This window comes from Synechococcus sp. PROS-U-1 (assembly GCF_014279755.1).
Taxonomy (GTDB): Bacteria; Cyanobacteriota; Cyanobacteriia; order PCC-6307; family Cyanobiaceae; genus Parasynechococcus.
In genome coordinates this window covers 428,558-447,362 of the sequence record NZ_CP047951.1, presented here as the reverse complement: position 1 = coordinate 447,362, position 18,805 = coordinate 428,558, and the positions used below count along the sequence as shown (strand labels likewise).

At 57.8% G+C, this 18,805-nt stretch carries 28 protein-coding genes and 1 tRNA gene; 26 read left to right on the top strand and 3 right to left on the bottom strand.

Translation table 11 applies throughout. The annotated features are described in order from the left end of the window. Positions 1–10 precede the first annotated feature (10 nt). The 18 genes from rplE (at position 11) to prfA (ending at position 10,775) form a co-directional block, all read left to right on the top strand. Positions 11–550 carry a 50S ribosomal protein L5 gene (gene rplE, locus SynPROSU1_RS02210; RefSeq protein ID WP_186571344.1) on the top strand — a complete coding sequence of 180 codons (540 nt, stop codon included), beginning with the start codon at positions 11–13 and terminating at the stop codon, positions 548–550. 19 nt (positions 551–569) lie between these two features. Then, positions 570–971 (top strand): 30S ribosomal protein S8, encoded by a 402-nt coding sequence (rpsH, locus tag SynPROSU1_RS02205; RefSeq protein WP_186571343.1) that lies wholly within the window; start codon positions 570–572, stop codon positions 969–971. A gap of 14 nt (positions 972–985) precedes the next feature. Further along, positions 986–1,525, top strand: a complete 540-nt coding sequence (rplF, locus tag SynPROSU1_RS02200) for a 50S ribosomal protein L6 (protein WP_166017533.1) — start codon at positions 986–988, stop codon at positions 1,523–1,525. Between the two features lie 33 nt (positions 1,526–1,558). Continuing rightward, complete coding sequence (gene rplR, locus SynPROSU1_RS02195; protein ID WP_115022787.1) at positions 1,559–1,927, top strand: 50S ribosomal protein L18; 369 nt, start codon at positions 1,559–1,561, stop codon at positions 1,925–1,927. Between the two features lie 14 nt (positions 1,928–1,941). Further along, on the top strand, positions 1,942–2,586 hold the full coding sequence (rpsE, locus tag SynPROSU1_RS02190; protein ID WP_011363379.1) for a 30S ribosomal protein S5: 645 nt from the start codon (positions 1,942–1,944) through the stop codon (positions 2,584–2,586). Between the two features lie 6 nt (positions 2,587–2,592). After that, positions 2,593–3,048 (top strand): 50S ribosomal protein L15, encoded by a 456-nt coding sequence (gene rplO, locus SynPROSU1_RS02185; RefSeq protein WP_186571342.1) that lies wholly within the window; start codon positions 2,593–2,595, stop codon positions 3,046–3,048. A gap of 104 nt (positions 3,049–3,152) precedes the next feature. Further along, positions 3,153–4,472: a preprotein translocase subunit SecY gene (gene secY, locus SynPROSU1_RS02180; protein WP_186571341.1), complete on the top strand. Its 1,320-nt coding sequence runs from the start codon at positions 3,153–3,155 to the stop codon at positions 4,470–4,472. 52 nt (positions 4,473–4,524) lie between these two features. Next, positions 4,525–5,076: an adenylate kinase gene (locus tag SynPROSU1_RS02175; protein ID WP_186571340.1), complete on the top strand. Its 552-nt coding sequence runs from the start codon at positions 4,525–4,527 to the stop codon at positions 5,074–5,076. A 46-nt stretch (positions 5,077–5,122) separates the two neighbouring features. Further along, positions 5,123–5,236 (top strand): 50S ribosomal protein L36, encoded by a 114-nt coding sequence (gene rpmJ, locus SynPROSU1_RS02170; protein WP_006850859.1) that lies wholly within the window; start codon positions 5,123–5,125, stop codon positions 5,234–5,236. Between the two features lie 69 nt (positions 5,237–5,305). Next, a complete protein-coding gene (gene rpsM / locus SynPROSU1_RS02165) occupies positions 5,306–5,671 on the top strand; it encodes a 30S ribosomal protein S13 (RefSeq protein WP_115022779.1) in 366 nt (121 codons plus the stop codon). 35 nt (positions 5,672–5,706) lie between these two features. Next, positions 5,707–6,099, top strand: a complete 393-nt coding sequence (gene rpsK / locus SynPROSU1_RS02160) for a 30S ribosomal protein S11 (protein ID WP_006850182.1) — start codon at positions 5,707–5,709, stop codon at positions 6,097–6,099. A gap of 47 nt (positions 6,100–6,146) precedes the next feature. Further along, the gene (locus tag SynPROSU1_RS02155) at positions 6,147–7,085 is read left to right on the top strand and encodes a DNA-directed RNA polymerase subunit alpha (protein WP_186572181.1); all 939 of its coding nucleotides are present in this window, start codon (positions 6,147–6,149) and stop codon (positions 7,083–7,085) included. 49 nt (positions 7,086–7,134) lie between these two features. Then, positions 7,135–7,485, top strand: coding sequence for a 50S ribosomal protein L17 (gene rplQ / locus SynPROSU1_RS02150; RefSeq protein WP_006851925.1), 351 nt, complete (start codon positions 7,135–7,137; stop codon positions 7,483–7,485). Between the two features lie 25 nt (positions 7,486–7,510). After that, positions 7,511–8,392, top strand: coding sequence for a tRNA pseudouridine(38-40) synthase TruA (gene truA / locus SynPROSU1_RS02145; protein ID WP_186571339.1), 882 nt, complete (start codon positions 7,511–7,513; stop codon positions 8,390–8,392). A gap of 157 nt (positions 8,393–8,549) precedes the next feature. Continuing rightward, the gene (rplM, locus tag SynPROSU1_RS02140) at positions 8,550–9,002 is read left to right on the top strand and encodes a 50S ribosomal protein L13 (protein WP_166017528.1); all 453 of its coding nucleotides are present in this window, start codon (positions 8,550–8,552) and stop codon (positions 9,000–9,002) included. After that, complete coding sequence (rpsI, locus tag SynPROSU1_RS02135; protein WP_115022771.1) at positions 8,999–9,400, top strand: 30S ribosomal protein S9; 402 nt, start codon at positions 8,999–9,001, stop codon at positions 9,398–9,400. Before rplM ends, rpsI begins: the two co-directional genes overlap by 4 nt. Positions 9,401–9,410: 10 nt before the next feature. Continuing rightward, on the top strand, positions 9,411–9,662 hold the full coding sequence (rpmE, locus tag SynPROSU1_RS02130; RefSeq protein ID WP_186571338.1) for a 50S ribosomal protein L31: 252 nt from the start codon (positions 9,411–9,413) through the stop codon (positions 9,660–9,662). 15 nt (positions 9,663–9,677) lie between these two features. Beyond that, the gene (prfA, locus tag SynPROSU1_RS02125; RefSeq protein ID WP_186571337.1) at positions 9,678–10,775 is read left to right on the top strand and encodes a peptide chain release factor 1; all 1,098 of its coding nucleotides are present in this window, start codon (positions 9,678–9,680) and stop codon (positions 10,773–10,775) included. A 3-nt stretch (positions 10,776–10,778) separates the two neighbouring features. On the opposite strand, the gene SynPROSU1_RS02120 is transcribed toward prfA, so the two are convergent. Continuing rightward, positions 10,779–11,279 (bottom strand): HNH endonuclease, encoded by a 501-nt coding sequence (locus tag SynPROSU1_RS02120; RefSeq protein ID WP_186571336.1) that lies wholly within the window; start codon positions 11,277–11,279, stop codon positions 10,779–10,781. Positions 11,280–11,348: 69 nt separating this feature from the next. On the opposite strand from SynPROSU1_RS02120, the gene alr reads away from it, so the two are divergent. The 5 genes from alr to SynPROSU1_RS14130 all read left to right on the top strand — a co-directional run bounded on the left by alr (position 11,349) and on the right by SynPROSU1_RS14130 (position 15,090). Then, entirely contained in the window at positions 11,349–12,479 is a 1,131-nt protein-coding gene (gene alr, locus SynPROSU1_RS02115; protein ID WP_186571335.1) for an alanine racemase, read from the top strand. A gap of 37 nt (positions 12,480–12,516) precedes the next feature. Next, positions 12,517–12,605, top strand: a tRNA-Ser gene (locus tag SynPROSU1_RS02110). A 94-nt stretch (positions 12,606–12,699) separates the two neighbouring features. Next, positions 12,700–12,849 carry a hypothetical protein gene (locus SynPROSU1_RS13815; RefSeq protein WP_222929896.1) on the top strand — a complete coding sequence of 50 codons (150 nt, stop codon included), beginning with the start codon at positions 12,700–12,702 and terminating at the stop codon, positions 12,847–12,849. 273 nt (positions 12,850–13,122) lie between these two features. After that, entirely contained in the window at positions 13,123–14,253 is a 1,131-nt protein-coding gene (locus SynPROSU1_RS02105; RefSeq protein WP_186571334.1) for a hypothetical protein, read from the top strand. A gap of 111 nt (positions 14,254–14,364) precedes the next feature. Further along, entirely contained in the window at positions 14,365–15,090 is a 726-nt protein-coding gene (locus SynPROSU1_RS14130) for a sulfotransferase family 2 domain-containing protein (protein WP_370586238.1), read from the top strand. A gap of 381 nt (positions 15,091–15,471) precedes the next feature. On the opposite strand, the gene SynPROSU1_RS02095 is transcribed toward SynPROSU1_RS14130, so the two are convergent. Beyond that, positions 15,472–16,383: a serine hydrolase gene (locus SynPROSU1_RS02095; RefSeq protein WP_186571332.1), complete on the bottom strand. Its 912-nt coding sequence runs from the start codon at positions 16,381–16,383 to the stop codon at positions 15,472–15,474. Between the two features lie 17 nt (positions 16,384–16,400). On the opposite strand from SynPROSU1_RS02095, the gene SynPROSU1_RS02090 reads away from it, so the two are divergent. Together SynPROSU1_RS02090 and SynPROSU1_RS02085 are read left to right on the top strand one after the other, a co-directional pair. Then, positions 16,401–17,129, top strand: a complete 729-nt coding sequence (locus SynPROSU1_RS02090) for a C40 family peptidase (RefSeq protein WP_186571331.1) — start codon at positions 16,401–16,403, stop codon at positions 17,127–17,129. Between the two features lie 60 nt (positions 17,130–17,189). After that, positions 17,190–18,152 (top strand): glycosyltransferase family 2 protein, encoded by a 963-nt coding sequence (locus SynPROSU1_RS02085; RefSeq protein WP_186571330.1) that lies wholly within the window; start codon positions 17,190–17,192, stop codon positions 18,150–18,152. On the opposite strand, the gene SynPROSU1_RS02080 is transcribed toward SynPROSU1_RS02085, so the two are convergent. Beyond that, a complete protein-coding gene (locus SynPROSU1_RS02080) occupies positions 18,110–18,577 on the bottom strand; it encodes a HEAT repeat domain-containing protein (protein ID WP_186571329.1) in 468 nt (155 codons plus the stop codon). The two genes, SynPROSU1_RS02085 and SynPROSU1_RS02080, sit on opposite strands and share 43 nt — an antisense overlap. Positions 18,578–18,667: 90 nt before the next feature. Between SynPROSU1_RS02080 and SynPROSU1_RS02075 the strand changes: the two genes are divergently transcribed. After that, positions 18,668–18,784: a photosystem I reaction center subunit VIII gene (locus SynPROSU1_RS02075; protein WP_006851672.1), complete on the top strand. Its 117-nt coding sequence runs from the start codon at positions 18,668–18,670 to the stop codon at positions 18,782–18,784. Positions 18,785–18,805: the final 21 nt, after the last annotated feature.

Below are 18,805 nucleotides of genomic sequence, written 5' to 3'. Positions count from 1 at the left end.
CCAACCCCTTATGTCACTCAAGAAGCGCTACAGGGAGACCATTCAGCCCAAGCTGAAAAAGGATCTCTCCCTCAAGAACATCCATGAAGTCCCCAAGGTGGTGAAAGTCACCGTGAACCGGGGTCTCGGCGAAGCCGCCGCCAACGCCAAGTCTCTCGAGGCTTCGGTGAATGAGCTGGCGCAGATCACTGGCCAGAAGGTCCTTGTGACCCGTGCAAAGAAGGCCATCGCCGGCTTCAAGATTCGGCAGGGCATGCCGATCGGCTGTGCCGTCACCCTCCGTGGTGATCGGATGTACGCCTTCCTCGAGCGCCTGATCAACCTGGCGCTGCCTCGCATCCGCGACTTCCGCGGGGTCAGCCCCAAGAGTTTCGATGGGCGCGGCAACTACACCCTTGGGGTGCGCGAACAGATCATTTTCCCTGAGATCTCCTTCGACAAGATCGATGCAATCCGGGGCATGGACATCACCATCGTGACCACCGCCCGTTCGGACGAAGAGGGCCGGGCCCTCCTCCGCGAGATGGGAATGCCGTTCCAGAGCAACTGAGCCCTCCCCGTCGACACTTATGGCCAACCACGACCCCATTTCCGACATGCTCACCCGCATTCGCAATGCGAGTGAGAAACGTCACGAAACCACCAAGATCCCCGCTTCGCGGATGACCCGCAGCATCGCCAAAGTGCTGCAGCGGGAGGGCTTCATCTCCGAGATCAGCGAGCAGGGTGAAGGCGTTCGCACCGAACTGGTGCTCGCCCTCAAGTACAGCGGCAAGCACAGGCTGCCCACCATCCGCTCCATGCAGCGGGTCAGCAAGCCCGGTCTCCGCATCTACAAAAACACTCGCGGCCTGCCCAAAGTCCTCGGAGGACTGGGCGTGGCGATCATCTCCACCTCCAAGGGTGTGATGAGCGACCGCGACGCCCGCCGTGAGGGCGTCGGTGGCGAAGTGCTCTGTTACGTCTACTGATCCGGAGCTGAACCATGTCACGAATCGGCAAAAACCCCGTTCCCGTCCCTGAGAAGGTCACAGTTTCCCTCGACGGACTGACCGTCAAGGTGAAAGGCCCCAAAGGCGAACTAGAACGCACCCTTCCTGAAGGCGTCAGCGTCAGTCAGGACAACAACTCCATCGTGGTCTCCCCCACGAGCACCAAGCGCATCTCCCGAGAGCGCCACGGCCTGAGCCGAACCCTTGTCGCCAACATGATCGAAGGGGTCAGCAACGGCTACAGCAAAGCTTTGGAGATCGTCGGCGTGGGCTCCCGTGCCCAGGTCAAAGGCAAAACTCTCGTTGTAAGTGCTGGCTACAGCCACCCCGTGGAGCTGGAGGCCCCTGAAGGCATCACCTTCAAGGTGGAAAACAACACGAGGGTGATCGTCTCCGGCATCGACAAGGAGCTGGTGGGCAACGAAGCCGCAAAGGTCCGCGCCGTCCGTCCCCCCGAGCCCTACAAGGGCAAGGGCATCAAGTACGAGGGCGAGCACATCCTGCGCAAGGCGGGCAAGTCCGGCAAGAAATAAGCCTTGTCCTGACGTTCCTTCCTTTCATCCACCATGTCCAAACTTTCCCGCAAACAACAGACGCAGAAACGCCACCGGCGACTGCGCCGCCACATCACTGGCACCCCAGACCGTCCACGGCTGGCCGTGTTCCGTTCGAACAATCACATCTACGCCCAAGTCATCGACGACGCGGCCCAGAGCACTCTCTGCTCTGCGTCCACCGTTGACAAAGAGCTGCGTACCGGTCTCAAGGCTCCTGCTGGAAGCTGCGACGCCTCAGTCGCCGTTGGCGAACTGGTGGCCAAGCGAGCCATTGCCAAAGGCATCCAGCAGGTGGTGTTCGACCGTGGCGGCAATCTGTACCACGGCCGGATTAAAGCCCTTGCCGACGCCGCCCGGGAAGCGGGCCTTCAGTTCTGATTCCTGCTTAACCCATGACAGATTCCTCCCCCCAATCCAATCCCAACGCCGTACCGGGTGCGGCCGACGTTCCAGCAGCAGCCGAAGGGCAGCAGCAACAGGAGCAACGCCGTGGTCGTGGCGACCGTGATGGTCGTCGTGGAGACCGTCGCGGCGGTCGCCGCGGCCAAGAGCGCGACTCCGAATGGCAGGAGCGTGTGGTGCAAATCCGCCGCGTCTCCAAAACCGTAAAAGGCGGCAAGAAGATGAGCTTCCGCGCCATCGTCGTCGTCGGCAACGAGAAAGGCCAAGTCGGCGTTGGTGTCGGCAAAGCTGGTGATGTGATCGGCGCCGTCCGCAAGGGTGTTGCCGACGGCAAAAAGCACCTCGTCAAAGTGCCATTGACCCGTCACAACTCCATCCCGACGCTCTCCAATGGTCGTGATGGTGCAGCAAGCGTGCTCATTCGCCCTGCTGCCCCTGGTACTGGTGTGATCGCCGGCGGATCCATCCGCACGGTGCTCGAACTCGCCGGCATCAAAAATGTCTTGGCCAAGCGCCTGGGCAGCAAGACACCCCTGAACAATGCCCGGGCTGCCATGGTGGCCCTGTCGCTTCTCCGCACCCACAAGGAGACGGCCAAGGAACGGGGAATCTCCCTCGAGCAGATCTACTCCTGATTCGCGATGACTCTCCGACTCGATTCCCTCAAATCCAACAAGGGCGCTCGGCGCCGCAAACTGCGCAAAGGTCGCGGCATCGCTGCAGGTCAGGGTGCCAGCTGCGGCTTCGGTATGCGCGGTCAAAAGTCCCGCTCTGGCCGCCCCACTCGCCCAGGCTTCGAAGGTGGCCAGATGCCTCTGTACCGCCGGGTGCCGAAGCTGAAGCACTTCCCCCTGGTGAATCCCAAGCACTTCACTGTGCTCAATGTCTCGGCATTGAACAACGTGCAGGAGGGCAGCACCGTCAACCTGGATTCCCTGGTCAAGGACGGCATTGTGACCAGCCCCAAGCATCCGCTGAAGATGCTCGGTAATGGCGAACTGACAGCCAAAAAGCTGACCGTGCAAGCCACGGCGTTCACCGCCTCCGCCCGCACCAAGATCGAAGCTGCAGGCGGCACCTGCGAAACCCTCGACTAAACGGGGGCTCGTCCCCAAGTCAGCCCTAGGGTCTGAGCCGTCCGCTGGATTTCGATCCACGGGCGGCTTCTTGGCTTTTCGCCCAACTTCACTTTCCTCCAGACATGCTCGTCAGTCGGGGTCGCAACCCCAACGCCTCCGAAGTGATCAGCCAGCTGATCACCAACCCTGGGCTACGTAGTCGCGTGCTCACCACGCTCGGGCTGCTGCTGTTGGTGCGTCTTGGGATCTACATCCCGATGCCGGGCATCGATCGAGAAGCGTTCAAACAGTTCATCGATCAGGGCGGACAACTGATCGGCTTCCTGGACATCTTCACTGGTGGTGGCATTTCCACCTTGGGCATCTTTGCCCTTGGGATCCTGCCATTCATCAATGCTTCGATCATCCTCCAACTGCTAACCGCAGCTTTGCCTCAGTTGGAGGATCTGCAGAAGAATGAAGGCGAGGCGGGCCGAAGAAAGATCGCCCAGATCACCCGCTATGTGGCGCTGGGCTGGGGTCTGGTCCAGAGCGTGGTCTTCGCGATGATCCTGCGCCAGTACGCCGTCGAGGGCCTGAGCGAAGTGGTCTTTGTGGCGCAGACAGCGCTCGCCCTGGTCACCGGCTCAATGGTGGTGATGTGGCTGAGTGAAGTCATCACCGAGCGAGGCATCGGCCAAGGGGCCTCCTTGGTGATTTTCCTGAACATCGTCGCGACACTGCCGCGCACCCTTGGCGCGACGATCGAAGCCGCTCAGACCGGTGACCGCGACACCGTGCTTGGCATCGTTGTTTTGGTGCTTGTGTTCCTGGCCACGATCGTTGGAATCATCTTCGTGCAGGAAGGGGCGCGCCGGATCCCCATCGTGAGTGCCAAGCGCCAGGTGGGTGGCGCTGGTGTTCTCCCCACCCGTCAGAGCTACCTGCCGCTCAAGCTGAATGCTGGCGGCGTGATGCCAATCATTTTTGCCTCGGCCCTGATTTTCCTCCCCGTCACCATCGCCAACCTGACCAAGAGCGAGTGGTTGATCCGCGCTGCCAGCGCCCTGAATCCGGGAGCATCGAATCCCTGGCCCTATGCGCTCACATTTTTTGGATTGATCCTGGGTTTCTCCTACTTCTATGCATCACTCACGGTGAATCCCGCGGACATTGCCACCAACCTGAAAAGGGGTGGTGTTGCCATCCCCGGCGTCCGGCCCGGCAGCGCCACCGCAACGTATCTCTCGGGCGTCCAAAACCGTCTCACCCTGCTGGGTGGTCTGTTTCTCGGCGCCGTCGCGATCATTCCAGCTGGCGTCGAACGCGCCACCAATGTGCAGACCTTCCAAGGTCTTGGAGCCACCTCGCTGTTGATCCTTGTTGGTGTGGCCATCGACACGGCCAAACAGGTGCAGACCTATGTGATTTCGCAGCGCTACGAGGGACTCGTTCGCCAGTGACCGCTGCTGAGTAGCGCACCTTCCGTTCACTCCACCCCACGACTACGCAACCATGAAAAATCGTTTGCTTTTCCTTGGTCCTCCAGGCGCTGGCAAAGGCACCCAGGCCGCTCGGCTCTGCGCTGCCAACAGCATGAAGCACCTGTCCACAGGAGATCTACTGCGCTCTGAAGTCGCAGCCGGCAGCGAACTCGGAAAAGAAGCTGAAGCGGTGATGAACCGTGGTGAGCTGGTCAGTGACGCCCTCGTTTTGGCCATCGTGGAAAGCCAGATGAAGGCATTGACATCAGACGGCTGGCTTCTCGATGGATTTCCCCGCACAGTGCCCCAGGCTGAAGCCCTTGAACCACTTCTGACCGAACTCCAGCAACCCATCCAGGCCGTGGTTCTGCTGGAACTGGATGACGCTGTTTTGATTGAACGGCTGTTGTCGCGTGGTCGCGCCGATGACAACGAAGCTGTGATCCGCAATCGACTGGAGGTGTACCGGGAGAAGACAGCCCCTCTGATTCGCTTCTACAGCGACAAGGAACTGCTGGTTTCCTTTCCTGCCCAAGGCTCCGTGGAAGAGATCACCAAGCGGATCGAGTCAGTGCTCGATTGACCGGCATGGTAACGTTGCCGTTTGGAAATTTGGAGAGCCACGCCTCATGAAGGTGCGCAGCTCAGTCAAGAAAATGTGTGACAAGTGCCGGGTGATCCGTCGCCACGGCAAGGTCATGGTCATTTGCGCCAACCCCAAGCACAAACAGCGCCAGGGCTGATCCCCAGCTGTTCTTCACATCCTCGCCTCCAGGACCTCGGAGGCATCTGTCCTTTTCAATTGAACAACCGTGGCACGGATCGCCGGCGTTGACATTCCCCGCGACAAGCGGGTTGAAGTGTCCCTCACCTATATCTACGGAGTTGGTCTCACCCGCTCGCAGGCCATTCTGGCCAAAGCCGGTGTGAGCCCTGACATCCGGGTCAAAGATCTCGAGGACGGAGATCTTCAGAAGCTCCGGAATGCCATGGAGGAATACACCATTGAAGGTGACCTGCGCCGGCAGGAAGGAATGGCCTTGAAGCGCCTGCAGGACATTGGTTGTCTTCGTGGCCGTCGCCATCGCATGAGCCTTCCCGTTCGTGGACAGCGCACCCGCACCAACGCTCGGACCCGCCGCGGCGCGCGGAAAACTGTGGCCGGCAAGAAGAAGTAAGCCCTCAACGTCCTTAACCCTGACTGCATTCGGCCATGGCAAAAACCGTCAAAAAATCCGGGCCCAAGAAGGCCAAGCGCAACGTCCCCAACGGTGTTGCTCATATCCAGAGCACCTTTAACAACACCATCGTTTCGATCACCGACACTGCCGGTGAAGTGATTTCCTGGTCGTCCGCAGGTGCGAGTGGCTTCAAAGGTGCCCGCAAAGGAACCCCTTTCGCTGCTCAAACGGCTGCCGAAGCAGCGGCCCGTCGTGCCCTTGATCAAGGGATGCGCCAAATCGAAGTTCTGGTGAGAGGTCCTGGATCAGGACGCGAGACCGCCATCCGCGCTCTCCAGGTTGCTGGTCTCGAAATCACGCTCATCCGTGACGTCACCCCCCTGCCTCATAACGGTTGCCGGCGGCCCAAGCGCCGCCGCGTCTGAACCGACCTGATTTCCGTCCGGTTTCTCCACTTACCCCGATTCAGACAGTGCTGCAGTACCAGATTGATCGCATTGAGCATCAGGTATCCGAGGATCGCGCCCAATCGGGTGTGTTCCTGATTGGTCCGCTTGAACGTGGCCAGGCCACGACCTTGGGCAACGCGCTGCGTCGCGTGCTGATGGGGGGGCTCGAAGGCAGTGCCGTGACTGCGATTCGTATTGCAGGAGTCAATCACGAATACGCCACGGTGCCTGGTGTTCGTGAGGACGTGCTCGACATCCTGTTGAACTGCAAAGAGCTCACTGTCAACAGCCGCTCTGGCGAGCTCGAGATCGGCCGCCTCGTTGTGGCTGGTCCTGCCGAAGTCAAGGCCGGCGACCTTCAGTTTTCCTCCCAGGTCCAGGTGGTCGACACCGATCGTCCGATCGCGACTGTGGCCGATGGACACAGCCTTGAGCTGGAAGTTCATGTGGAACGCGGCGTCGGCTATCGCCCGGTGGATCGTTACAACGAAGAAACCAGTGCGATTGATCTGCTCCAGATCGATGCGGTGTTCATGCCCGTTACCCGGGTCAACTTCACCATCGATGAAACCGCCGTTGCCGAAGGGGGCTCGGCACGGGAGCGCCTGCGGATGGAGATCATCACCGACGGCTCCATTACCCCTGACGACGCCCTGGCTCAATCGGCCAATCAACTGATCGAGCTGTTCCAGCCGCTGGCCACGGTCACTCTTGTTGAGGAAGTCCCTGCTGAGCCGGAGCCCTCGGCGGAAGCACAGATTCCTCTCGAGGAATTGAACCTTTCGGTTCGGGCCTACAACTGCCTGAAGCGTGCCCAGGTGAACTCCGTGTCTGACCTGATGGGCTTCAGCTATGAGGATCTACTCGAGATCAAGAACTTCGGTTCCAAATCCGCTGATGAAGTGATCGAAGCCCTCGAGCGCATCGGCATTTCCATCCCCCAGAGCCGCACCTCTGCCTAACCGCAGAACGGCCTGAACGTCCTTTTTCGTCTTCGTCACCGACAGAACCATGCGTCATCAATGCCGAGTTCCTCAGCTGGGACGTCCAGCTGACCAGCGCAAGGCAATGCTGCGCGCCCTGACCACCCAGCTGATTCGCGAAGGTCGGGTCACCACCACCAAGGCACGGGCCAAAGCGCTTCGCGACGAAGCCGAGCGCATGATCACCCTGGCCAAGGACGGCAGCCTCGCCTCCCGTCGCCGGGCGATGGGCTACATCTACGACAAGCAACTGGTGCATGCCTTGTTCGACAAGGCCCCCAACCGCTACAGCGATCGCAAAGGCGGCTACACCCGCATCACCCGCACCGTTCCCCGTCGTGGCGACAACGCCGAGATGGCCATCATTGAACTGGTCTGATCACACCTCACGTCAAACCTGACGTTTGAACACCGAACCCTCGTCTGCAGGTCCTGAGAAAGCATTCCTCCAGCGGATTGCGCTCAGCCTTCAGTACGAGGGTTCTTCGTTTTGTGGTTGGCAGCGTCAACGCAACGGTCGCAGTGTTCAGGCCGTGCTGGAGGACGCCATCGCCCAGCTCGATCCGCATCGGCCGGTGCAAACCTTTGCCGCCGGGCGCACCGATGCCGGAGTGCATGCGGCTGGTCAGGTGGTGCACTTCGACTGCAGTGGACCGATTCCCGCTCGCAAATGGGCCCCTGCCTTGAACGGACGCCTCCCGAGCACGATTCGTGTGCGTGAATCCGTCGCCCGTCCCCTGGATTGGCATGCCTGTTACTCGGCCACCTACCGGCGTTACCGGTACACGATTCATAACGGCCGCCGTCCGAATTTGTTTCTGAGCCCCTGGAGCTGGCACCGCTACCAACACAGGCTGGACGCGTCCCGCATGCGGGACGCTTTGAACACCATGCTTGGCCTGCACGATTTCAGCGCCTTCATGAAGGCAGGCAGCCGTCGCGCCCATGCGCGAACCACCGTGCAGGAGGTGCTCGTGGAACGCCAGGGCGATCTGCTGCGGGTGGAAATTCAGGCCAGTGGTTTTCTGTACGGCATGGTTCGCCTGTTGATGGCCCAGCTGGTGGCGGTCGGCGAACACCGTCTCAGTGTTGCCGCCTTTGAGGATCGTTGGCGGGAACGACGACGCCATGAGGTGAAGGAGTCGGCGCCAGCAACAGGCCTCTGCCTGCTTCGGGCTGGCTATGCGGAGCCCATCTTCACCAAAGCCGGCTGGTACGATTGTCAGCCGTGGTTTTTTCTGGCTGAGAGTGATCCGCCTCCGGATCCACCCTCAACGCCGGGATAAACGGGCCTCTACTTGGAATGCTGCCCAACTCGAAGGAGCTGGAGGGCCGAAGAGTAAGCTCGATCCTTGAGCCCCGTCAGGTCCAGCTCTGGACCGACCCCCTTTGCCCAGTTCCGCTGCATCAGGCGGGACATACCCGAACCGGCATGCCGGCGCGATGAACAAGACCTCTCTTCCCCCGATTGATTCGATCGACCGCCAGTGGTACGTGGTGGACGCTGAGAATCAAACCCTTGGCCGTCTGGCCACTGAAGTGGCCGCCGTGCTTCGCGGCAAGAACAACCCCAGCTTCACCCCCCATCTGGACACCGGTGATTTTGTCGTCGTTGTGAACGCCGAGAAAATCAAGGTCAGCGGCCGTAAGCCCCAGCAGAAGCTGTACCGCCGTCACTCCGGTCGTCCCGGAGGCATGAAGGTGGAAACCTTCGAGGCTCTCCAGGAACGCATTCCGGAGCGGATCGTGGAGAAGGCCATCAAAGGCATGCTTCCCCACAACGCCCTGGGCCGCCAGATGTTCCGCAAGCTCAAGGTCTACAAGGGCACCGAGCATCCCCATGCCGCTCAGAAGCCCCAGGCTCTTCAGCTCAACCCCTCCGCATCCGCCAAATGAGCAGCAACTCCGTCGTTTACTGGGGCACCGGTCGTCGTAAGACCTCAGTCGCCCGTGTACGCCTTGTTCCCGGCAATGGAACGATCACGATCAATGGTCGTCCCGGTGACAACTATCTGAACTACAACCCCTCGTACATCGCAGCGGTCAAAGCTCCCCTGGAGACCCTTGGCCTCACTAGCGAATACGACATTCTGGTGAATGTTCACGGCGGTGGACTGACCGGTCAGTCAGGCGCCATCAAGCAGGGTGCTGCCCGTGCCCTTTGTGAGCTGTCCGCCGACAACCGCAAGCCGCTCAAGACAGAAGGCCACCTGAGCCGCGACCCCCGTGCCAAGGAACGTCGCAAGTACGGTCTCAAGAAAGCCCGTAAGGCTCCTCAGTTCTCCAAGCGCTGATTTTTTACTCATGCCAAAGCCCGACATTCATCCCACCTGGTATCCCGACGCCAAGGTGATCTGCAACGGCGAAGTGGTGATGACCACTGGTGCCACCCAGCCGGAGATTCACGTCGACGTCTGGAGCGGCAACCACCCCTTCTTCACCGGCACCCAGAAGATCCTCGACACCGAGGGGCGCGTGGACCGCTTCATGAAGAAGTACGGCATGGGCACCAAGAAAAAAGGTGCCGACCAAGCCAAGGCCGAGTCCAAGGCCTAAGGGTGAGACCGGGGCATGGACGCCTCGACGTTGTTTACTCGGCTGGAAACAGCCACAGCCAGCTTCCGCAACCTCGAGCGGCAGCTGGCTGATCCTGATGTGGCCGCAGATCCAAAGCGGCTTGAATCGATCGCGCGGGAGCGATCCAGGCTTGAGCCACTTGTGCTCGATTTCGAGGAATTGAAAAAGCTCGAAACCGAGCGTGATTCCGCACGTCAGCTGCTCAAGGACAGCCGCGGTGATACCGCAATGGAGGAGCTCGCGCAGGATGAGTTGCTCAGTCTCCAGGAACAGCACGCAACGCTGACCGAGCGCCTCACCCTGGCTCTACTACCGCGGGATCCCCGCGATGAGCGCAGTGTGATGCTTGAGATTCGCGCCGGTGCAGGAGGTGACGAGGCCTGTCTGTGGGCCGGTGATCTGGCAAGGATGTACGAGCGTTACAGCCAGAAAGTGGGCTGGGCGGTGCAACCGATCAGCTGCACAGAGGCCGACCTGGGAGGGTTTCGCGAGCTAATTCTTTCGGTGCGCGGCGACAGCGTCTACAGCCAACTGAAATTTGAAGCGGGGGTCCATCGGGTGCAACGCGTCCCGGCCACGGAATCCCAAGGGAGAGTCCACACCTCCACCGCCACTGTGGCGGTGATGCCTGAAGCCGATGCAGTGGAAGTTCAGCTCGATCCGAAGGATCTCGAGATCAGCACCGCCCGCTCGGGGGGTGCTGGGGGCCAAAACGTCAACAAGGTGGAAACCGCCGTAGACCTCCTCCACAAACCGACGGGCATCCGCGTGTTCTGCACCCAGGAACGCTCACAGCTGCAAAACCGGGAACGGGCCTTAGAGATCTTGCGCGCCAAATTGTTGGAGCGGGAACAAGCTGCTGCCGCGGAACGGGAAAGCAGCAACCGACGCGCCCAGGTCGGCAGTGGAGACCGCTCCGAAAAAATTCGCACCTACAACTACAAAGACAACCGAACCACCGATCACCGGCTGGGGCGCAACTTCACCCTTGAACCTGTGCTGGAGGGCCAATTGGACGACCTAATCGGTGCCTGCATCGCCGAAGAGCAACGCCAGAAGCTCGAAGCGCTGACCAACCAGACCGACGATTGAGCCTCAAGCACCGATGACGTATTTCGCCCATTCCTGATGATGGCCGGAATGGATCTGGCGCCGGGCCTCAAAACTGAGGCTGCTGGCTGGCCGACGCGGGACATGACGCAGAGGCATGGAGGCTTCCCTCGGAGTTCGATTGCCCTTGCGCACATTGCAGCTGAGGCAGGCCGTGGTCACGTTCTCCCAAGTGTCACCACCTCCCCGACTGCGGGGCATCACATGGTCGATTGACAACTGATTTTCACGACTGCCGCAGTACTGGCAGGTGTGGTTGTCCCGCTGGAAGAGGTTGCGACGCGTCAGGGGCAGCTGACGGAAGGGAACGCGGACGTACTGCCGCAGGCGAATCACCGTCGGCAGGTTGGTGCCCTGACGCAGTTGCCGACAGGGGTCGTGTTCCAGGCTCTCGGCCTTGCCCTTCAGCATCATCACCACCGCCCGTCTCCAGGTGGTGATATTGAGCGGCTCGTAGGACGCATTGAGAACGAGAACCTGGCCCATGCCAGCTCACTCAATAAGCTTCATGCTATCGGCGATGTGAAGCCGTCTCGGTAGCGCCGAGCACTGCCTGTGATTCCGGAGCTGAATCCACGTCAGCGTGCCTGGGTGGAAGTCTCACCAGCAGCGATTCGGGCCAACGCCAGGGCTCTTTGCCAGCACCTCGGCCCTCGCACCCTACTGATGGCGGTGGTGAAGGCCGATGGCTATGGCCATGGCGCTGAAACCGTTGCGCGTGCAGCGCTTCAAGGGGGAGCGTCCAGCCTTGGTGTGGCGACGCTGCAGGAAGGTCTTGAACTCCGACGGGCCGGTCTGGAGGCGCCGGTACTGCTGTTGAGCAACCTGAACGAACCGGACGACCTACGCACCTGCCTGCACTGGCGGTTAATGCCCACCCTGAGCAGTCTGAAAGATGCTCAGCTCTGTAATGCGGTCGCAGCCGACAGTGGTCGACGTTTCGACGTGCAGCTGAAGATCGACACCGGCATGGCACGGCTGGGCTGCTCCCTCAGCGACAGCCATCAGACCGCGACGGGCATGCAGAGGCTGAAACACCTCAATCTGGCGGGCATCTACAGCCATCTGGCCTGTGCAGACGAACCGGACGATGCCCTGACAAGCCTCCAGCAGGATCGCTTCGTCAGCATGCTGTCGGCCGTGCCACAAGCGGGCGACAGCATCACCCGCCATCTGGCCAATTCCGCGGGAACCTTGCTCAATCGTGAGCTGCACCACGACCTCGTGCGCGTTGGCCTTGCCTTGTACGGCCATGCTCCCGCAAGCCATCTGAGCAACGTCATTCCACTGCAACCCGCCCTGGCCGTACGCGCCCGTGTCAGCCTCATCCGCACTGTCCCTGCCGGGACAGGCGTCAGCTATGGCCATCGCTTCATCACAAAACGACCATCCCGCCTAGCAGTGGTGGGACTGGGCTATGCCGATGGTGTTTTGCGGTCCCTCAGCGGACAGATCCATGCCCTCCATCGAAATCGACCGCTCCCACAAGTGGGAGCGATCACCATGGATCAGCTCGTGCTGGATGCCACCAACGCCCCCGAACTTGAAGAAGGAAACATCGTCACTCTGCTGGGACGTGACGGGGATCTCGAAATAAGCCCTCAGGACTGGAGCAACTGCTGCGGTTCAATCCCCTGGGAGATCCTCTGTGGTTTCAAACGACGCTTGCCTCGGGTGGAAATCTGACCATCTGCCCACCACTTGGTACTCTAGGAGCGCCGCTGGAGAGGTGGCTGAGTGGTTGAAAGCGGCTCCCTGCTAAGGAGTTACAGGAGGCAACTTCTGTCGAGGGTTCGAATCCCTCCCTCTCCGTTCAAAACATGTCCTGTCAGGGTTTTCACCCCTGAACCTTGGTGATCAGCCAGGTTCACATCAATGCTTGATCAGCTGATAGCCCAAACAGCACATGGCGGGCGCAGGAAAGGAAGCTGGGATCAAAAATGCCAAGCATTTTGGAATGTGTTTTGAAATCAACCAATCAACATCAACAGGTGTCGCAGGCAGCGGGAAAACAATAACGACATCGAGAGAATTATCATGGATTCGAAAGATCTAAAATCCCAGACGCCTTGTGATAGATGAATCCTTCGAAGCATCGCAACCATACCCACAAGCGAAAGCTTCAATCCATTGAATGATCAACAAAACGTGAATATCACTCCTTTTCTTAGCCACACACCCCTTACAAGACCTCACTATTTCCTCCCGACACGCAATCCACCACAGCATCAAACCCTTACCAGAGAAGCAATCCAGCGAGATCATCTTGATTTGATCACAACTTCAAGGTGTTAGAATTACAAAAACGAGCGGATTAATCTTATTTTTTATGGCAACAAAAAAACGAATCGCCCTGATACAAATGGGAGCAGTCCACGAAGAACTTGCTCCTCCATTCGTGGACGCCATCCTAAGCCTTGGCTATGACGCCAAGGTCTGGCTACATCCAGGATCCCTTTCCTCCAAAGGCGATGTCTTCCATGCCTACAACGGCAAACAGAATCCGAAAGGCCAGAGTGTCAAAAATAAAAATTACGATATTATTTACCGTAGACTCCTTAAAGGTGCCGCTCAGGAGAGATTCCTAAAAGAGCTGAAATCGGACGGAATTGAGCATGCAATCTTCTTGACACTTCAAAACGAATGGAGCATCAACTTAGCCAAAAAAATACAGAGCAACGGGATCAAAGTAACAGGAATTATTCACAATATTGATAAATTAAAAAACAAGCTTGTCTCCAGGTTCTGGAAAGCGGATCACCAATCCTCCCCCATCGTTCTCGCCGAACATGTGGGCGACTCCTTGCAAAAAGAATTACAGCTAGAAAGTAAGATTGTCCATTCAATTTTCAAGCCAAAACAACTACCTCTAAGCCAAGAAAATCTTGGGCCATCATCTCAGAGCCGCCCTTACAAATTCGCCATTCTTGGAGGAGTAAACTTTCAGTCCAGAAATTATGAAGCTTTAACTGACTATTTAGATCGACTACCTAGCGCTGCCCGGAAAAGCATTTTATTTACAATTGCCGGCGGGGGGAAAGACAGAACAGCTCTGATCGACTTGGTTCAGGAAAAAAATCTCGAAAGCAATTTTGAATTTGCAAAAATCAGCTCTGATTCCAATCGAGTCAAATACGGCATGTATTATCGAGCCATTGTCGAATCAGATGCTGTCTTGGTCTTACCAGGCCCAGGCTATGCCGAGAAAAAAATCACATCCGCACTGCCCAGTGCCATTACTTTTGGAAAACCTGTCATCACCAGCTCATCATTAGCAGCAATCTATGGCCTAGAAAAACGAGGTCTTTCCTATTCAGGGGAAACAATCAATGAAGCCATACTTAAGTTCCTAAACACAACATTACTGGAAAACTTCAATATCAAAAGGAGAGTCCAAGAATACAGGCAAGAGCTCTTAAGCTCAAACATAGCTGCCATAAAATCATTCATAATTGCCTAGCAAGTGAACACACAAATACAAGAATGAATATTGCTGCGAGCCTTAGATACTCCGCCAAACCTCCTGATGTAGACTTAAGAGCATTGAGTGCTTTAAGAATTCAGAGATCAGATGCCCTTAATTTCTAAACTCAATTTTTTTCATGTTCATAACCCAAGATGCGGTGGCACATCGATCAATAGCGCGCTCTACCATTCTGATCTCACAAAATTAGAAAATTTATCGTACAATCAATGCGACATGGAGAATCTCTATGGAATATATAAGCCGAAAAGTGCCAACAAAGTCTCACATGAACCCAAAATTTTGGAACTCGACCACTTATGCATATCCCAAGTCATCGCAAGGCTGGGAATCAAAAAAATTCGATCCTTGCATTTTATCAGCAGCGTGAGAGATCCATGGAGCAGGTTCACATCGGAATACAAACGAAAACTCCAGCGCAATGACAAGAGATTTTTAGATGTTGGCAATTCGTCATTGACAGAATATCTAGAACGATTTCTTCAACACGTAACAGACACGCCGAACTGCTTCGCAAATCATTTTCAATCCGCTCATTTCTGGCCTCAGCATCTATTCGCCGATTTCGGGTCGCATCCAGACATCTACTCTTATTCAATCATCAAACTTGAAAATTTCAGTTCAGACTGGCAGAACCTGCAGACGAAGTGGAACTTTTCAGCCCCACTGAGATCAAAAGACTCGAATGCCACGCGCACCGATCAAGGCCCAGACCAATCGATCAAAGCCGAACAGAAAGCAATTAAATCATCTTCACTATTTCAAGAATTTCAAGCTTTTTACGAAAGAGACTACAATTTATTTGGATACTAAATATAATAACTCCAATCGCATCCGCCCATAGACAAGCGAACTATCTTTATCAAAATGGAGACACTTCATACAAAGCCGATTCCATCGCGATTGTTTTAATCCCCTTCACGCAAGCCTCAAGGCGCCTCCACAACCTGCCATCACCATACGGATTAGCCACAATAAAACAATCTTTAACCCATCAAAGAGCTTCTTGAAACGGTGGCTTACACCATCGAGACATTCCAAGAAGCATTGCGACTACGCCAAGAGAATCTCATCATAAATGCCGTTTTTTTGCATGATTTGGTTCAACTATTTTCAACAACTCACAAAGGCCTTCTTAGCCCCAAGCACATGAAGTTGTCGACAGAACAACTTCTGAAATGCCAAATCATCCAATCACAGCACCTCATCTTCATCGTTGGTGTAACTGCTGAGCGCCTTCGCTAATTCAGGCAGCAGGGTTTCATCGCGGGCTCGATCGGGCCCATTTGAATAAACCACCAAAAGCATGGGTGGTTGATCGGATCCCTGAAACCAAGCTGCATCGTGTCGGGCCTGGCTCATCCAGCCAGCCTTGCTCCACAGTTGCGTTCCCTCGGGCAGACCATCGCCAAGGAAGCCATCCACCTGGTTCTCAGGATCGGCACGGCGCTGCTGCTGATCCAGTGAGCGATGCAACAGAGCTTGCAGCCGACGACATGCCGGCGGCGACACCACCGAACCTGTCATGACCGCCTCCAACATGCGGGCTGTAGCGGCGGTGGACAACCCATTGCGGTTGCTGTTGTCTGCCGCATAAAACATTTTGTCGCGGCCGTAGGGACCATCTCCCCAGGTCTTCTGACAGCAATTCACCGCCTCAAGTTCCGGCCAGGCCAAGCTCTGCAACCAGGCATTAATCAAACGACGCTGCTGGGTCCAAAGCTCCCAGCGCTCGCCGTGAAGGACTGGGCCACTTGTGGTGCCCGTCAGCAGATCAACCACGAGCCCAGTGGCATCGTTGCTGGAGTCGGCAATCATGTCGCGCACGGCGCGTCGAAGTTCGTCACCGTCCTGGATCAGATCACGCTGCAGCCACTGCTCGACGGCGACGGCATAAAACAGCTTGACCACGCTGGCCGGATAGAGGATCCGGTCCTGATTCCAGGAGGCGCCGCTGCCCTGCCCAGCCTCCGGTACAGCATCGTCGTACCGCACCCAAGTGATCGCCAGACTGTTGCGCAGCCCCGGACGGCCGTCTGCATCGAGCGCATCGAGTGCCGTCTCAAGCCGAGCCGCCATTGCGGGATCGGGACGGTAGAACGCCATAGCGATTCGATTGGGCCATGGCGACGTTAGGCACCCTGCTGGCCCCAGACCTGATTCAGACAGGCTCCTGCTGGCAGCTGTGCGGAAACGTCAATGGTTACGCGAGACCTGATAGCGAAAGTCTGACAACGCAGGCCTGCCGTGGGCGCCGCTTTCGCATCCTGGAGAAGCAGCGCAACAGGATCGCCGTGCAGCTGCTGGAGGATGGTTACCGCTGCTGGTTGGACCTCCAGGCTGTCCTGGGGCGAGCTGAGCAATGCTCACCCTGGCGACCATCGCAGCTGAGCGCGTCGGAGATTGAACGGAAGCTTCCTGGCGTGCTCGCCTGGAGCGAAACCGCCGAGCAACATCCCAATGTTTATCTATGGGGCGGAACCACCGAGCCAGACATGGATTGTTCTGGTCTGATGCAAATGGCCTTCGCCAGCCAGGGCATTTGGATTCCTCGAGACGCCTATCAGCAGGAGCGGTTCTGCCAACCAATTGCTGCATGCCCTGACCAACACGACCTGCTGCGACCAGGGGATCTGCTGTTTTTCGGCACACGCCAGCGCTGCACCCACGTCGGCCTGCATCTCGGCGATGGCCGCTATCGCCACAGCTCAGGCCAAGCCCATGGGCGCAATGGAATCGGCATCGACAGCCTTCACACCCGCGACCAACATCCAGTCGCAAAGCATTACCGGGCTGAATTTCGCAGAGCAGGCCGTGTGGTTCGTTGCCATGACGGATCCCATCTCTCCTGATGCAGTCAGCCGGATCGGCATGGACCCTGCTTAAGTTGAGCGACTCGCAGCGCGACCGGCATGAGTGCACCCCTGGATCTCTCGGTGGTGGTGCCGCTGTACAACGAAGAGGAAAGCCTCCCGCATCTGGTTAACCAGCTCATCTCGGCACTGCGTCCAGCCGGTGAGACATTTGAACTGGTCCTTGTCGACGATGGATCGAGCGACCGCACCGCAGGGGTGCTGGCAGAAGTCAGCAGCGACGTGCCTGAAGTGGTGGCCGTGCTGCTGCGCAAGAACTACGGCCAAACCGCAGCCATGGCAGCAGGGTTTGACGTGGCTCGCGGAGAGGTCATCGTCAGCCTGGATGGAGATCTTCAGAACGATCCAGCCGACATCCCCATGCTGTTGGCCAAATTGCGAGAGGGATATGACCTCGTGAGTGGCTGGCGCCATCAGCGACAGGACGCCGCGCTTCAACGCAAACTGCCCTCCCGACTGGCCAACCGTTTGATCGGACGGGTGACCGGCGTGAGGCTCCATGACTACGGCTGCTCACTGAAGGCCTATCGACGGGAGGTGCTGGCAGACATGCGGCTCTATGGAGAGCTGCATCGCTTTCTTCCCGCCCTGGCCTTCATCGAGGGCGCACGGATCACCGAAGTGAAGGTGAACCACCGCGCCCGTCAGTTCGGCAGCAGCAAATACGGGATCGACCGGACCTTCCGCGTGTTGATGGATCTGCTCACGGTCTGGTTCATGAAGCGATTTCTGACCCGACCGATGTACGTGTTCGGCTTCGGGGGGTTGATCGCGATTGCCGCCAGCTTGATTGCCAGCACCTACTTACTGGCGATCAAAGTGATGGGTGGAGACATCGCCAACCGCCCTCTGCTCACGCTGGCCGTCGTTCTTGGGCTCGCTGGAATTCAGCTCTTCTGTTTCGGGCTCCTGGGCGAACTGCTGATCCGCACCTATCACGAAAGCCAGGGCAGGCCGATTTATCGCATCCGCGAAACATTGCGAGGTGGCCGAGCGAGCTGACGGGATGGGACAGCAGCTGGTGCAGAGCGAAAAGGAGCGATCGCGGCTGCGGCCTCTTCCACCACGCGTGAATCACTGTCCCGCAGGGCTTGGCGCAGCAAGGGCAGCGCCGAACGATGGCCCCATCGGGCAGCCAAACGAACGGCCTGCAAGCGTTCCTCGGGGCCAGCCTCCATGTCATTTTTCAGGCGACGCTGCAAAGCAAGACGCTCCAGCTCGCTGGTTGGTGCCGTCCAGGCCTCCAGGGAATCATTAGGGGAAGACCCCAAAGAGGCAGGCTCAATCACCAGTTCCAGCTGGGCACGGTTGAGCTGCGCAACACCACTGGCATCGGTGCTGGAGAGCATCGGCTTCAGCGGTTTCCTGCGCAACCAGAGCACCACCGTGAGCAGGACGACGGCACCAGGGAGGAGAACGTTCTGCATGCGGATTGAACTTTTATGTCGCCGGCGCGACCTAAAGCAGGCCGTCAGATCGGACCTCCTTACAGTAGCTGAGAAGCTTTTGGCCTCGACATGACTGGAGATTTCGCTGCTGCCTGGCTGCCTGCGATTTTTGTGCCCATCACCGGAATCGTTTTTCCCGCAGTGTTCATCGTCCTTGTTGGTCGAGTGATCACCGCTGCCGAGTGACCGCGAACTGCGGATCGTTTC